The organism is Streptomyces sp. NPDC050658, assembly GCF_044457025.1.
In the GTDB taxonomy this organism is placed as follows: domain Bacteria; phylum Actinomycetota; class Actinomycetes; order Streptomycetales; family Streptomycetaceae; genus Streptomyces.
Genome location: NZ_JBITGM010000010.1, coordinates 137,943 through 152,993, shown reverse-complemented (window position 1 = coordinate 152,993; position 15,051 = coordinate 137,943). Strand labels below are relative to the sequence as shown.

The window sequence follows — 15,051 nt, the reverse complement described above, 5'->3', positions numbered from 1 at the left end:
GGCGCTCCTAGCGTTCACCAGGCCAGTCGCCCAGGCCCGAGGAGCACTTCATGACCATGCCGGTGATCGAAACCCTGCCGGTGAACGAAGCCATGCCGGTGATCGAACTGCGCGGGGTGAGCCGCCGCTACGACAGCGGCCCGCCCGCCCTGCACGAGGCGACGCTGACCGTGCGGCCCGGCGAGGCCGTCGCCGTCCTCGGCCCGTCCGGCAGCGGCAAGTCCACGCTGCTCCATCTCATCGCGGGCCTCGACCGGCCCGACGCGGGGACCGTCACCGTGGACGGGGTGCGGGTGGACCGGCTCGGCGAAGCCGGAGCGGCGCGCTACCGGCGGTCGAGGATCGGCATGGTCTTCCAGTTCTTCAACCTGCTCGACGATCTGACCGTCGCCGACAACGTCGTCCTGCCCGCGCGCCTCGCGGGCATGGCACGCGGCGCGGCGGGCCGCCGGGCGGCGGAACTCCTGGAGCTGCTCGGCATCGGCCGGCACGCCCGCGCCTACCCGAGCCGGCTCTCCGGCGGCGAGCGGCAACGCGTCGCGGTGGCACGGGCGTTGATGAACCGGCCGCCGCTGCTCCTGGCCGACGAGCCGACCGGGGCGCTGGACACGGCGTCCGGGCAGGACGTCGGCAGGCTGCTCACCGAGCTCAACGCCGAGGGGCAGACCGTCCTCGTGGTCACCCATGACCTGGCCCTTGCCCGCTCCTGCACGCGGCGCACGGTGCGGATCGCGGACGGCCGGATCACGCAGGACGTCCGGTCAAGGGACCTCGCACCGGAGTCCGCAGCCTCGGATGCCGCAGCCTCGGAGTCCGCCCGATGAGCGCGTTCGGCTCGGTCGTGCGCTCGGGGGTGGGCCGGCGGCGGGTGCAGACGCTGGTGATCGGGCTCGCCACGATGATGGCGGTGGCCGCGTCCGTCCTCGGGGGTTCGCTCCTCGTGGTCTCCGGCGCGCCCTTCGCGGACGCCTTCGCCGCGCAGCACGGCGCGCATCTGTCGGTGGAGTACGACGCGGACAAGGTGAGCGCCGGGCGGCTGGCGAAGTCGAAGGACGCGGAGCAAGTGAGCGGTGCGGCAGGGCCGTTCCGTACGGCGACCGTCACTCCGGAGGCGGACGGCAGCCCCGGCTGGCCGATGACGGTGGTCGGCCGGGGCGATCCCGGCCGTGACGTGGACGAGGTGGCGCTGCTCGACGGGCGGTGGCCCGCGCGCCCCGGTGAGATCGCGCTGTCCGCCGACTCCACGGTCATCCCGACCCTGGGCATGAAGGTGATGTTCCCGGAGCTGTCCGGCGGCCCCGCCCTGAAGGTGGTCGGTGTGGCCCGCTCGGTCACGCGGACCGCGGACGCCTGGGTGGTCCCGTCCCAGATGCCGGCGCTCACCGCGCCCGGCAGGGGCGGCCACCAGATGCTCTACCGCTTCACCGACGCGGACACCGCCGCGCGGATCACCGCGGGCGGCAGGGCCGTGACGCGGTCCCTGCCGAAGGGAGCGGTCGTCGGCCGGCAGTCGTGGCTCACCGTCAAGAAGAGCGCGGAGCGCGACACCGCCGTGTACGTCCCCTTCCTCGTCGCGTTCGGCGTCCTGGGCCTGGCCATGTCGGTGCTCGTCGTCGGCAACGTCGTCGCGTCGGCCGTCGGCACGGGAACGCGCCGCATCGGGACCCTCAAGGCCGTCGGCTTCACCCCGGCGCAGGTCGTGCGGGCCTATGTGGGCCAGGCGTTGATCCCGGCGGCCGCGGGCACGGCCCTCGGGGTCCTCGCCGGTCATCTGCTCGCCGTTCCGGTACTGGCCGAGACCGAGGAGGTCTACGGCACCTCGTCGCTCGGCATCGCCCCCTGGGTCGACCTGGCGGTGATCGCCGGGGTGCTCGGCCTGGTGGCGGCGACGGCGTGGGCGAGCGCCTGGCGGGCGGGGCGGCTGCGTACGGTCGACGCGCTCGCCGTGGGGCGCAACTCGTCGGCGGGGCGCGGCCGTCGGGCGGCGCGTCTCGCCGCCCGGCTCCCGCTGCCGCGGCCGGTCGCCCTGGGTTTGGCCCGGCCCTTCGCGCGGCCCGCCCGCGCGCTGGCCATGGGGACGGCGGTCCTGTTCGGCGCCGTCGCCGTCACGTTCACCGTGGGGATGGGCGCGTCGCTCGGCGAGGTGATGAAGGCGAGGGCGCACGACGCCGCCGATGTCGTGGTGCCGGCGCCGTTGCCGGACTTCGGGGGTGGTGGCCCGGGCCCCGAGCAGCAGCCGAGAAAGGCCGATCCCGCCGATCCCTCCGAGGTCGCCGCAGCCGTCAAGTCGGCCGCCGGGACCGGGAAGTACTACAGCGCCACGACGGTACGGACCACCGTCTCCGGCCTCACCGGCACCGTCGACACGATCGCCTTCACCGGTGACGCCTCGTGGGGCGGCTACGCGATGGTCTCCGGCCGCTGGCTCGACGGGACCGGCGAGGCGGTGGTCCCGACGCCCTTCCTGGCGGCCACCGGTACCCGCGTCGGCGACACCGTCACCCTGAACGGCCTTGCCGAGCCGGTCACGCTCCGGATCGTCGGCGAGGTCCTCGACCCCCGCAACGACGGCATGCAGGTCTTCACCGACGTCTCGGCCCTCAAGGGCGCACGCCCCGACCTGACGGAGACGAGCCACCACATCGCGGTCACTTCAGGCACCGACGTGACGGCCTATGCCGCCGCACTGAACCGGGAGTTGACCCCGCTCGGGGTCACTGCCCAGGTCGGCGGGACCGACAACGGCAGCGACATGGTCGCCACGCTCGACGCGCTCTCCGCGATCCTCACGCTGATGCTGGTCGCAGTCGCCGCGCTGGGCGTACTCAACGGCGTACTGCTGGACACCCGCGAACGCGTCCGGGAGATCGGTGTGCACAAGGCGCTCGGCATGACTCCCCGTCAGACCGTCACGATGGTCCTCACGTCGGTCGTCGTGACGGGCCTTGCCGCGGGCGCGCTGGGCGTCCCGCTCGGCGTGGCCCTGCACGGCAGGGTCCTCCCCGCGATGGGCGACAGCGTGGGACTCCGCCTGCCCGAATCCGTCATCGCCGTCTACCACGCGGCCGAACTGCTCCCGCCGGCACTGGGCGGCCTGCTCATCGCGGCCGTGGGGGCGCTCCTGCCCGCCGGGTGGGCGGCGCGGGCGCGGACGGCGACGGCTCTGCGGACCGAATAGGCACGGGAATTCAACGCGCCCGGGCGGCGGTCGCCCGGGCGCGCATATTTGCATCGCGGCGACACGCGCGCAAGAACGCGGCGGCAAACGCGGGTTGTTCACCCCGTCGTCGTCGCGTTTATTCGTGACCGCGTTCCCGATTTCGTACTCGCGCTGCTTCAATGTGGCAGAAATTTCCGCAGACGAGACGGGATCAAGGTGTCGCACATAAACACGGAACGGTCTACGCGCAACGCCCGTGCGGCGTCGCCACGGCGTTATCTGATGTGTCGTCCAACGCACTTCGACGTCACTTATTCCATCAATCCGTGGATGGACCCGAACAGAGCCACATCGGCGGAGGTCGGGCTCGCCCAGTGGAAGTGGCTGCACGACACGTTCGTCGCCCTCGGGCACGACGTGCAGCTCATCGAGCCGGTGCCGGGGCTGCCCGACATGGTGTTCGCGGCCAACGGGGCCACCGTCGTGGACGGCAAGGTGCTCGTCGCCCGGTTCCGGCACGAGCAGCGGGCCGACGAGTCCGCGGCGTACCTCGAATGGTTCGGCCGCGGCGGCTGGTCCGAGGTGCGGCAGGCCGAGTACGTCAACGAGGGCGAGGGCGACTTCCTCTACGTGGGCGGGGAGATCCTGGCCGGCAGCGGCTTCCGCTCCGACCTGCGCGCCCACGACGAGATGCGCGAGTTCTTCGGCCGCCCCGTGGTCAGCCTGACGCTGGTCGACCCGCGCTTCTACCACCTCGACACGGCGCTCTCGGTGCTCGGGGACGGGGAGATCATGTACAACCGGGCGGCGTTCTCGAAGGGGAGCCAGCAGCTGCTCGCCGAGCGCTTCCCCGACGCGATCCTGGCCGACGAGGCCGACGCCGCCGTGTTCGGGCTCAACGCGCTGTCGGACGGCCGGAACGTGATCCTGCCGCGCGCGGCCACCGGCCTCGCGGCGCAGTTGCGCGAGCGCGGTTACACGCCCGTCGGCGCCGATCTGACGGAGCTCCTGAAGGCGGGCGGCAGCGTCAAGTGCTGCACGCTCGAACTGCGGGGCGAGGAGGGCTGAGGGGGCGGTTCGACGCCCGTCCGGACCGGCTGTCCCGTTGACCGGACAGCCGCGTTCGGGCGTACCCGGAATCGGAATCCGGGAATGCGGCATGCGGGAGCGAATGCGGCACATCCGCGTCGGCGGCTCAATCGCTTCGGCTGCCCTTTTCCCGCCGAAGAGAGGAAGCAGCGATGAATACCACGCGCCGTCACAACTCCGTGCGCAGCAACTGGATACGTCAGTACCACGAGCCGAAGGGCGAAGGGCCGGCCCTGCTCTGTCTCCCGCACGCCGGAGGTTCCGCCTCAGCCTATTTCTCGCTGTCGGCGGCCTTGTCCGCCACGAGTGAGGTACTGATAGCGCAGTATCCCGGTCGGCAGGACCGGCTTGCCGAGCCCGCCCTGGAGGATCTCCGGGAATTGGCCGACGAGATCGTGAAGGCTCTGGCGCCCTGGCTGGACCGGCCGTTGGCGCTGTTCGGGCACAGCATGGGGTCGGCGCTGGCCTACGAGGTCGCGCTGCGGTTGGAGCGGCAGGGCCGCGGGCCCGTGGGCGTGATCGTGTCCGGTCGCGCCGCTCCGTCGATCCTTCAGGACCGGGGCATCCACCGGCTCGACGACGCGGGCATCACCGCGCACATGGCGGAGCTCGCGGGCACTCCGGCCGCCCTGCTGGCCGACGAGGAGCTCCTGGCGACCGTGATCCCGCCCATGCGCGCCGACTTCAAGGCGGTGGAGACCTATCAGGACGTCTCCGGCGGCAGGCTCGCGTGCCCCGTCAGCGGGTACTGCGGGAAACAGGACGCGGACGTGTCGCGCGAGGGGTTCCTCCGGTGGGGCGAGCACACGACGGGGGAGTTCACGGCCGAGTTCTTCGAGGGCGGCCACTTCTATCTGCAGTCCGGGGAGGCGGAGGTGGTCCGGGCCGTCACGCGGGACCTGGCGGCGTTCACCGCCCGGTCCGTGACCGCCGGCTGACCCGGCACTCGCGGCTGACACGGCACTCGCGACTGTCGCGACTCAAAGACGATATGCGTCGCGACTTGACGCGATGTATCGCGTCTCCTAATCTCGAATTGCTGCTCAGCCGTCGGCTCACGTCCGACCTTTGCGAAGAACGGCCGCACATGCTCGAAACCATCCGATACCGGGGAGAACTCTTATGCCAGACGCCATCTACGCCGAAGGCCTGGTGAAGCACTTCGGCGACGTGCGGGCTGTGGACGGCGTCGACCTAGACGTCCCCCAGGGTTCCGTGCTCGGTCTGCTGGGTCCCAACGGAGCCGGCAAGACCACGGTCGTGCGGATGCTCACCACCTTGCTCAAGCCCGACGCCGGACAGGCCAAGATGGCCGGCATCGACGTGGTCAAGAACCCGAACGACGTGCGTCGCTCCATCGGCCTCTCCGGTCAGTTCGCCGCGGTGGACGACTATCTGACGGGCCGTGAGAACCTGCAGATGGTCGGTCAGCTCTACCAGCTGAGCAGCCGTGACGCGAAGGCCCGCGCCGCCGACCTGCTGGAGCGCTTCAACCTCACCGACGCCGCCGACCGCCCCGCCAAGACGTACTCCGGCGGTATGCGGCGACGGCTCGACCTCGCCGCGGCGCTGGTCGTCCGGCCCCCGGTGATGGTGATGGACGAGCCGACGACGGGCCTCGACCCGACCAACCGGCAGGCGCTGTGGGACGTACTCCAGGAGCTGGTCAAGGGGGGTACGACCCTGCTGCTGACCACGCAGTACCTGGAAGAGGCCGACCATCTCGCGCACGACATCTGCGTCATCGACCACGGCAAGGTGATCGCCCGCGGCACCTCCGACCAGCTCAAGGCCCAGATCGGCGGCGAGCGCATCGAGGTGATCGTGCACAGCCGCGAGGACATCGTCGGCGCGGGCTCCGTGCTGGCGAACCGGGGCAGCGGCGAGGTGTCGGTCGACGACCACACCCGCAAGCTCACCGTCCCCGTCTCCGGCGGCGCGCGGCTGCTCGCCGACATCATCCGCGACCTGGACGAGCAGGGCATCGCGATCGACGACATCGGGCTGCGCCGCCCGACCCTGGACGACGTGTTCATCTCGCTCACCGGCCGCTCCGCCGAGCCGGGGGAGAACGGCCAGGCCGAGGACCAGACCACGAAGGAGAGTGTGCAGTGACCGCCCCCGCCTCCACCGCCCAGAGCGCGGTGCCAGCCCCGGTGTCCGAGGCACCGACCGCCACGGGCGGCATCGGCCAGTCCGTCCGGGACTCGCTCGTCATCACGAAGTACACCGTGACCCGGATGGCCCGGATCCCGGAGATGTTCATCTTCAGCATGATCCAGCCGGTGCTGTTCGTGGTGATGTTCAGCTACGTCTTCGGCGGCTCGATGACCATCGGCGGCAGCAACAACTCCGATGTGTACCGAGAGTTCCTGCTGACCGGCATCTTCGCCCAGACGGTCGTCTTCGCCACCATCGCGACCGGCGCGGGCGTCGCCCATGACATGGGCACGGGCCTCATCGACCGGTTCCGGTCGCTGCCCATGGCCCGCGGCGCGGTGCTCACGGGCCGGACGCTCGCCGACGTGGTCACGATGACCATCACCGTGATCGTGCTGGCGCTCGTGGGCCTGCTCGTCGGCTGGCGGATCCACGAGGGTGTGCTCAAGGCGCTCGCGGCCTTCGGCCTGCTGCTCCTGCTCGGGTACGCGCTCACCTGGGTCGGCGCGCTGACCGGCCTCTCGGTCCGCACGCCGGAGGCGGCCTCCTCCGCCCCCATGATGTGGATCTTCCCGGTGACGTTCATCTCCAACGCCTTCGTGGACCCCGGCCAGATGACGCCCTGGCTGCGGCACGTGGCCGACTGGAACCCCTTCAGCGCCACCGTGCAGGCCTGCCGTGAGCTGTTCGGCAACCCCGGCGTGCAGACATCGGACGCCTGGCCGATGCAGAACTCGGTGCTCGCCTCGCTGATCTACTCGATCGCCATGATCGTCATCTTCCGCGCCCTCGCGGTGCGGAAGTACCGCAACGCCTCCTCGTAACGGCGGAGGCACCCAGACCGCGGCCCTGAACACCCGTTTCCCCCGGCGGTGTCCAGGGCCGCACCCCTGCCATGAGTCAGTCGGACACGGCGAGCTGCTGATAGGCGTACGCGGAGGAGACCAGGGCCATGTGGTGGTACCAGCCGGGAAAGGACCGGCCCTCGAAGTCGCCGAGGCCGAAGTCGCGCTTCATGGTGTCGATGGAGTCGGCGGCGCTCGATCTCAGTGTGGTCAGCGACATGATCTCGTCGAGGGGCCGGTGGGTCAGGTTGGTGATCCACAGCTGCTCGGGGCGCTCGTCCTCGGTCACTTCGGCGAAGAGGCGGAAGGGGCCGTCGGGCGGACCGGCCGCGCGTCCGCCGGGCAGCCGGACCAGGCCGGACCGGACCCGCGTCGACCACTGCCGGCCGTCCTCCGTGGTGACCCGCACGCTGTCGACGGAGCGAGCTCCGGCCATGAACTTCCCGGCGCTGATGAGGACTCGGGCGGGCGGGGCGCCGTCACCGGCCGGCCACACCCGCAGGTACGAGGGCAGCCCGACGACGAAGCCGCGCTCCCGCCGGCTGAGCCCGCGCACGAAGGAATCGGCCTCGGGGGTGTCGCTCATGTCGGTCACGAGCGGGACGGACGATCGCGCCGTGCGGCTCGTGAGCGTGTCGACCAGATCGAGCATCTGCCCGCCCAGTGGCCGGTATTGGACGGTGTCCGGGATGCGCGCCCGGCGACGCAGCTGGGTGTCCTCCGTCCAGGGCGCGGGCAGGTACAGCCGCCAGTCGACGGGCACCTGCACCGAGCCGATGGAGAGGAACGCCCCGATGCCCAGCTGGCAGTTGAGCGTCCGGCTCGCCAGCGGGTCGAAGTAGCGGTGCACGCCCACCGACCGCTCGCCGGACTTGGGTATGACGACGCGATGGATCGTCCAGGCGGAGGCGGGCTTGCAGCCCTCGGCCCACCGGGTGAGCTTGCTCATGACCGAATCCCAGCCCCACGGACTGGTGGACACGAACTGGCGCAGCGACTGGGCGGCGGTCGGAGAAGAGGAGACGTGATGTGCCAGCCGGCGCACGGACTTGTTCCCCGGCGTGATGAGCAGTCCCGACAGGTAGGCCCGGGCCCACCTCCGTTGGTCCGCCCGCCTAATGTCACTGAAGACTTCATCGGAAAAAGCAGTCAAGGTCGTGCTGTCGTTACCGACGGGCGATGTCTCGCCCATGGCTACGCCGGGCCTAGTCATGTCGCAATTCCCCCTACCTCCGGTCGGCGCGAGACCAGCAGGGGGCAAGCACGATTCCCGATACGACGCAACTAACGGCGTGAAACTTGGCCGAAAGTGCATCATGCCGATCTGGATCGCCTCCCCGCTGAGGCTTTCGGAACCGGAACCGGCCAAGGCGCTCTCGACTCTGGCCGCCCAGCCTCGAAGCCGGGGGAATTCTGCCATCTTCGATCCGGGAGGTCACCCCTTACTTTTTCCTTTGTCGTGCCGTTAACGCGTGTCGCAATGCCACCGGCGGGTCTGGGCCCCGGCCTGTCACGTTGCGTCAGGAGGCTGTCCGTTTAACGCCAGTTCACTACGATGTGGAATGCTCTCAGGCCTCATCAGCGTCGGAATGTGAGCTTCCGATTCCGCTCCGGAAGCCCTGAGAGAGCCCGTACTATGCGAACTTCAACAAGTGTGAACGGGTGAGGCGGCTCGCTTGATCTCAACTTTCCCTTGAGTTCTACTCGAACGGGCGGCCCCGACCGGCCGCATAGTGGAACGGGGGAAGGTCAGCCATGTCGAAAACTGACGCAACGAAATCTGTGCTGTTCCGGAGGAGAGCGGAAGCGGTTCCGAGGCAGGGCAGAGGTGTCCACGACGACCGACAATCAAGCCAGGTGCTGACCACGAAAGTCGGGCTGCAGTTGCCCGTCGGACTCACCTTCGAGAACTGGGAGTCGGCTGGTCGCCAGCTCTCTGGAATTGTCAATTCCACTTCGTGGTGGCTCGGCGACTGGCTGGTATACGGGAAAGACCACTACAGCGACCGGTATGAGCGCGGAGTTCGTGCCGCCGGCCTCCAATACCAGACGTTGCGGAACTACGCCTGGGTGTCGCGCCGCTTCGAGATGGGCAGGCGGCGGGCCGCGCTGAGCTTCCAGCACCACGCCGAGCTCGCGTCCCGCCCGGTCGAGGAGCAGGAGCACTGGCTCGACCAGGCGGAGCAGCACGGGTGGAGCACCAAGCAACTGCGCAGGGCGATGCGCGTCGCCCGCGGGGACGAGGTGCGCGAGGTGGCGCAGACCGAGGCGACGCGTCGGCTCGCCGTGCCCGACAGCCGGCTCCAGTGGTGGCACAAGGCCGCGACGGAGTCCGGGGTCGAGCTGGAGCAGTGGGTGCTCGCCACCCTCGACAGCGCGGCCGAACAGATACTGGAGAAGCTGCAGGAGCAGGCCGGCGGTGCGATTCCGGGAGCGGGCCAGCGCGAGTGCCTGACCGGATGAAACGATAAAGGCGGCACGACAGAGCCCGAGGGGCCCGCACTCCGGACGGAGTGCGGGCCCCTCGGGCTCTGTCGTCGGGCGCGGCTGACAGCCGCGTCAGGCGCCCGGCTGCGGGAGCCGGGCCATGAGGTCGGCGGTCTGCTGGTGCCGGGTGCACTCGCGTGCCCCGAACGACCGCTGCACCCGGTCGCGGACCTCGGCGGGCTGCTCCTGGCTGAGCTTGAACATGCCCTCGGCCCCGGTCACCGTGACCCGGAAGGCGCCGACGCCGGGAACAATCTTGCGGAAGTAGTCGAGCGATTCCGACTGGTCCCAGCCGGCCCCGAATTGGGCCTCGTAGGTCCGGGCGGTCGCCCGCACGACTTCGAGGGTTTCCTCGATGGTGTCGATCTTTTCCACCACGCCGCGGACATGCACCGAAGTGAAGTTCCACGTCGGTGCGGCCGGCGTCACTTCGTACACCGTCGGCGAGACATATGCGTGCGGCCCCGTGAAAGCCAGGAGTATGACGTCATTCGTCTCCAGCGCCCGCCAGTGCGGATTCGCCCTATTCATGTGGCCGATCAGCGTGGCGCCCGCCAGATCCTCGGGCCATTCGCCGGACGACCGGTGGTCCGGAATCACCGGAAGATGCGTGGCGAACGGCCCTTCGTCCGCGCTTCCGTTGATCACGGCCATCGCCAGCGGATTGTTGCGGATCAGGTCCACCATCCACGAACTGTCCGGTTCACGGTAGTTACTGGGAACGAACACCCGGAAATCACACCCCTCGGTTGCTAGCGGTCATAGTGCGGATCCAAGTTGTCGGAGGATACCCACCCATTGTGTGCGGCTGCCAGCGCGCCGAAGTATTCCCATTGCTGTCCTGTCGGCGGGACAGGCGTACGGGGAGTCAACAGTCAGAGGCGTCTTGCAATGGCTTTCCCCGGCCATCTACGTTGGCGTCACGATGGTCTCCAGTGCAGTTACCGCAATTGACCCATCGAAGATGTGGAAGTCCCTGTCGCAGCGACGCTAGCGGGAGAAAAGTTTCTATGGGTACCAGTGCACAAGAGATTTATGACGTGGTCGGCATCGGCTTCGGTCCATCCAACCTGTCGCTCGCCATTGCCCTGGAGGAGCACGGAGTCAATTTCTCGGGGCATCCGGTCACCGCCGCGTTCTTCGAGCGGCAGCCCGCGTTCGGCTGGCACCGCAACATGCTGCTGCCGTCGACGACGATGCAGGTGTCCTTCCTGAAGGACCTGGCCACCTTCCGCAATCCGGTCTCGCGGTTCAGCTTCGTCTCCTACCTGCACGACGCCGGCCGGCTGACGCAGTTCGTGAACACCCAGACGTTCTTCCCGACGCGGCAGGAGTTCCATCAGTATCTGGAGTGGGCCCAGGCACGCCTGGCGAACCCCGTCTCCTACGGCTCGGAGGTCGTCGGGATCACCCTGCCGCCGCAGGCCGCCTCCGGACCCTCTCCGTATGTACAGGTCGAGGTGCGCGGCGGGAGCGGCACCCGGCTGGTCAACGCGCGCAACGTCGCCATCTCCACCGGACTGGTGCCGCGCATGCCCGAGGGCGTACAACGTGACGAACGCGTCTGGCACAGCTCGGAGTTCCTCGCCAAGTTCCGCGCGGTGAACCCCGACGACCTCAAGCGGGTGGCCGTGGTCGGCGCCGGCCAGAGCGCCGCCGAGATCACCAGGTTCCTGTACGACAGCCTGCCGCACGCCCAGGTCTCCGCGATCGTCCCCTCGTACGGATACTCCGTCGCCGACGACACGCCCTTCGCCAACCAGGTGTTCGACCCCGACGCGGTCGACGACTACTACTTCGGCACGGGCGACACCCGCGAAGCCTTCTGGCAGTACCACAAGAACACCAACTACTCCGTCGTCGACGACGAGGTCATCAGGGATCTGCACGGCCGGTCCTACGACGAGGACGTACGCGGCACGAAACGGCTGCACTTCCTCAACCTCACCCGCGTCAGCGAGATCACGCGGGTCGGCAACGAGACCCGGGTCTCCCTGGAGTCGCGGCTCGGCAGCGGTTCGCGGGAACTCGACGTCGACGCGCTCGTCTTCGCGACCGGCTACGACTCGATGGACCCGAGCGGACTGCTCGGCGACCTCGACCGGTACTGCCTGCGCGACGAGGCGGGACGGCACCAGGTGACGCGCGACTACCGGCTCGTCACCACCCCCGAGCTGTCCACCGGGATCTACCTCCAGGGCGGCACCGAGCACACCCACGGCCTCACCTCGTCGCTGCTCTCGAACATCGCCGTACGCAGCGGAGAGATAGCCGAATCCATGCTCGGGCGGCGCGCGGAGAGCGCACCGGTGACGGCGTAACCCAGAGATTTCTGTGACAAATGGAGGAGACATGGTCCGCCCGATGATCCGGGAGGCGCGCCGAACGGCCGCATGCCCCCGTCGTACGGTCGCAATCCGGTGAAGGGCATAGTCCTTGCGGGCGGGAACGGGACGCGACTGCAGCCCCTCACCTTCGTGGGCTCCAAGCAGCTCGTCCCGGTCTACGACAAGCCCCTGGTCTACTACCCGCTGTCCGTGCTCATGCTCGCGGGCATCGACGACGTCCTCATCATCGCCCGCCCCGCCGAGATCGAGCTGTTCCGCCGCCTGTTCGGGGACGGCAGCAGGCTCGGCATGCACATCGACTACCGGACGCAGGACGAGCCGCGGGGGATCGCCGACGCCTTCCGCGTCGGCGCCGACCACATCCAGGGCGAGGACTGCGCCCTGATCCTGGGCGACAACGTCTTCCACGGCGCCAACCTGCCCGCCGTACTGCGCAGGAGCGCGCGGGAGATGCGCGGCTGCGTGCTCTTCGGCCACCAGGTCGCCGAGCCGCAGCACTTCGGCGTCGCCGAGATCGACGGCAAGGGCCGGCTCATCGGCATCGAGGAGAAGCCGGAGCACCCGCGCTCGAACCTCGCGATTCCCGGCCTGTACTTCTTCGACCACACCGTCGGGGACATCGCGCGGGACCTCAAGCCCTCCGCCCGCGGCGAGCTGGAGATCACTGACGTACTGCGCGCCTACCTCGCGGAGGACCGCGCCGACCTGGTGTGGCTCGGCAGGGGCGTCACCTGGCTGGACGCCGGGACGCACGAGAGCCTGCTCGACGCCGGACGGTTCGTCAGGACCATCCAGCACCACCAGGCGACCCGGATCGGGTGCGTCGAGGAGATCGCGATGTACATGGGCTTCATCAGCCCCGAGGCCTGCTACGAACTCGGCGCCGAGATGGGCAATTCGCCCTACGGCCAGTACGTCATGGAAACCGCCCGCGAGTACCGGCTGAACCCGACGCTCGACAACTTCCTGGAGGTCTGATGAGGCTCCTGGTCACCGGAGCCGCGGGCTTCATCGGCTCCGCGTACGTCCGCAGACTGCTCGCGCCCGAGACGGCGGCGGACGTCTCCCACATCACGGTCCTGGACAAGCTCACCTACGCGGGCCGGACCGACAACCTCGACCTGGCCGACCCCCGGCTGACCTTCGTGCAGGGCGACATCTGCGAGGACGAGGTCGTCGACCGGCTGATGTCACGGGCCGACCAGGTGGTGCACTTCGCGGCGGAGTCGCACGTCGACCGGTCCATCGCGGGTGCGGACGAGTTCGTGCGCACCAACGTCACCGGCACCCAGAAGCTCCTCGACGCGGCGCTGCGGCACGGCGTCGACCGCTTCGTGCACGTCTCCACCGACGAGGTCTACGGCTCCATCCGCAGCGGCTCCTTCAGCGAACAGGACATGCTCGGCCCCAACTCGCCCTACGCGGCGTCCAAGGCGGCGTCCGACCTGATCGCCCTCTCCTACCACCGCACCCACGGCCTGGACGTCCGGGTCACCCGCTGCTGCAACAACTACGGGCCGCGGCAGTTCCCCGAGAAGGTCATCCCACTGTTCGTCGCGCGGCTGCTCGACGGCGGCGAGGTCCCGCTCTACGGCGACGGCAGCAACGTACGCGACTGGCTGCACGTCGAGGACCACTGCCTGGGCGTGGACCTGGTCCGCACCCGTGGCCGGGCCGGCGAGATCTACAACATCAGCGGCGGCACCGAGCTGACCAACCTGGAGTTGACCGAACTCCTCGTCAAGGCCTGCGGCGCCAGCTGGGACCAGGTGCGCAACGTCGAGGACCGCAAGGGCCACGACTGGCGCTACTCGATCCACGACGACAAGGCCCGCGACGAACTCGGCTACCGGCCGCGGCGCGACTTCGCGACCGGGCTCGCCGAGACGGTCGCCTGGTACCGGGACAACCGCTCCTGGTGGGAGCCGTTCGTACCGGGTGCCACGGCATGACCGACGGAACCCCGGCACGCCCGCTGCGGCTCGGCGTGCTCGGCTGCGCGGACATCGCCTGGCGCCGGACCCTCCCGGCGGTGGCCGCCGCGCCCGGCGTCGAGGTGGCCGCCGTCGCCAGCCGTGACCTGGCCAAGGCGGCCCGGTTCGCCGCCGCGTTCGACTGCGCGTCGGTTTCGGGGTACGAGGCGCTGCTCGCGTCCCCCGACATCGACGCCGTCTATGTGCCGCTGCCCGCGATGCTGCACGCCGAGTGGGTGGAGAAGGCGCTGCGGGCCGGCAAGCACGTCCTCGCGGAGAAGCCGCTGACCGGGGACGCGCAGAGCACGGAGCGGCTGCTCCGGCTCGCCGCGTCCCGCGGTCTCGTGCTCCTGGAGAACGTGGCCTTCCCGCACCACGCGCAGCACGCCCGCGTGCGCAAGCTGCTCGCCGACGGCGCCATCGGGGACGTACGCGACCTCACGGCCGTGTTCACGATCCCGCCGCTGCCCGACGACAACATCCGCCACCAGCCGGAGGTCGGCGGCGGAGCCCTGCTCGACATGGGCATCTATCCGGTCCACACCGCCCTGTACTACCTCGGCACGGACGTCGAGGTGCTGCACGCCGTGCTGCGGGTCAGCTCCCGCACGGGCGCGGTGGTGGCCGGGCGGATCCTCGCCTGCACGCCCGGCGGGGTGAGCGCCGACCTCGTCTTCGGGATGCAGCACTCCTACCGGACGGCCGTCGAGTTCGCGGGCGGCGGCGGACGGCTGCGCATCGAGCGGGCGTTCACGCCGCCGCCGGGGTTCCGACCGGTGGCGACCGTCGACCGGCAGGACGGCAGCGAGCAGATCGAGCTGCCCGCCGACGACCAATTCGTCAACGTCGTACGGTACTTCGCCGACGCCGTGCGAACCGGCGCCAACGTCGCGGGACACGCGGCCACGAGCCTGCGCCAGGCGCGGCTCGTCGCCGACATCGAGCGGAAGGCACGAAGGACCGAGGTCCCGTAGCCCTCCGCATGCCAC

Annotated in this window: 13 protein-coding genes; 11 read left to right on the top strand and 2 right to left on the bottom strand. The window is 69.7% G+C overall.

Going from position 1 to position 15,051, the window contains the following annotated elements:
• Nucleotides 1-50 precede the first annotated feature (50 nt).
• The 6 genes from ACIBKX_RS30310 (at nt 51) to ACIBKX_RS30285 (ending at nt 7,233) form a co-directional block, all read left to right on the top strand.
• Entirely contained in the window at nt 51-824 is a 774-nt protein-coding gene (locus ACIBKX_RS30310; protein ID WP_363277111.1) for an ABC transporter ATP-binding protein, read from the top strand.
• Nucleotides 821-3,178: an FtsX-like permease family protein gene (locus ACIBKX_RS30305; protein ID WP_363277112.1), complete on the top strand. Its 2,358-nt coding sequence runs from the start codon at nt 821-823 to the stop codon at nt 3,176-3,178. Before ACIBKX_RS30310 ends, ACIBKX_RS30305 begins: the two co-directional genes overlap by 4 nt.
• Before the next feature lie 198 nt (nt 3,179-3,376).
• Nucleotides 3,377-4,228 (top strand): dimethylargininase, encoded by an 852-nt coding sequence (gene ddaH, locus ACIBKX_RS30300; protein WP_363277113.1) that lies wholly within the window; start codon nt 3,377-3,379, stop codon nt 4,226-4,228.
• A gap of 173 nt (nt 4,229-4,401) precedes the next feature.
• Nucleotides 4,402-5,187, top strand: coding sequence for an alpha/beta fold hydrolase (locus ACIBKX_RS30295; RefSeq protein WP_363277114.1), 786 nt, complete (start codon nt 4,402-4,404; stop codon nt 5,185-5,187).
• Nucleotides 5,188-5,371: 184 nt separating this feature from the next.
• Nucleotides 5,372-6,364, top strand: coding sequence for an ATP-binding cassette domain-containing protein (locus ACIBKX_RS30290; protein WP_363277115.1), 993 nt, complete (start codon nt 5,372-5,374; stop codon nt 6,362-6,364).
• 29 nt (nt 6,365-6,393) lie between these two features.
• Nucleotides 6,394-7,233, top strand: a complete 840-nt coding sequence (locus ACIBKX_RS30285) for an ABC transporter permease (protein WP_363277121.1) — start codon at nt 6,394-6,396, stop codon at nt 7,231-7,233.
• A gap of 76 nt (nt 7,234-7,309) precedes the next feature.
• Here ACIBKX_RS30285 and ACIBKX_RS30280 read toward each other — a convergent pair whose 3' ends face one another.
• Nucleotides 7,310-8,446: an IS701 family transposase gene (locus ACIBKX_RS30280; protein WP_399376495.1), complete on the bottom strand. Its 1,137-nt coding sequence runs from the start codon at nt 8,444-8,446 to the stop codon at nt 7,310-7,312.
• 665 nt (nt 8,447-9,111) lie between these two features.
• On the opposite strand from ACIBKX_RS30280, the gene ACIBKX_RS30275 reads away from it, so the two are divergent.
• Nucleotides 9,112-9,717 (top strand): LmbU family transcriptional regulator, encoded by a 606-nt coding sequence (locus ACIBKX_RS30275; RefSeq protein WP_363277117.1) that lies wholly within the window; start codon nt 9,112-9,114, stop codon nt 9,715-9,717.
• Between the two features lie 96 nt (nt 9,718-9,813).
• Here the strand turns inward: ACIBKX_RS30275 and ACIBKX_RS30270 are convergent, their stop codons facing one another.
• Nucleotides 9,814-10,470, bottom strand: a complete 657-nt coding sequence (locus ACIBKX_RS30270) for an FMN-binding negative transcriptional regulator (RefSeq protein ID WP_363275142.1) — start codon at nt 10,468-10,470, stop codon at nt 9,814-9,816.
• A 281-nt stretch (nt 10,471-10,751) separates the two neighbouring features.
• Between ACIBKX_RS30270 and ACIBKX_RS30265 the strand changes: the two genes are divergently transcribed.
• The 4 genes from ACIBKX_RS30265 to ACIBKX_RS30250 all read left to right on the top strand — a co-directional run bounded on the left by ACIBKX_RS30265 (nt 10,752) and on the right by ACIBKX_RS30250 (nt 15,036).
• A complete protein-coding gene (locus ACIBKX_RS30265) occupies nt 10,752-12,062 on the top strand; it encodes a SidA/IucD/PvdA family monooxygenase (protein WP_363275141.1) in 1,311 nt (436 codons plus the stop codon).
• A gap of 99 nt (nt 12,063-12,161) precedes the next feature.
• Nucleotides 12,162-13,067 carry a glucose-1-phosphate thymidylyltransferase RfbA gene (gene rfbA, locus ACIBKX_RS30260; protein ID WP_363275140.1) on the top strand — a complete coding sequence of 302 codons (906 nt, stop codon included), beginning with the start codon at nt 12,162-12,164 and terminating at the stop codon, nt 13,065-13,067.
• On the top strand, nt 13,067-14,041 hold the full coding sequence (gene rfbB / locus ACIBKX_RS30255) for a dTDP-glucose 4,6-dehydratase (RefSeq protein WP_363275138.1): 975 nt from the start codon (nt 13,067-13,069) through the stop codon (nt 14,039-14,041). The genes rfbA and rfbB overlap by 1 nt, the downstream gene beginning before the upstream one ends.
• Complete coding sequence (locus ACIBKX_RS30250) at nt 14,038-15,036, top strand: Gfo/Idh/MocA family oxidoreductase (RefSeq protein WP_363275137.1); 999 nt, start codon at nt 14,038-14,040, stop codon at nt 15,034-15,036. The genes rfbB and ACIBKX_RS30250 overlap by 4 nt, the downstream gene beginning before the upstream one ends.
• Nucleotides 15,037-15,051 lie beyond the last annotated feature (15 nt).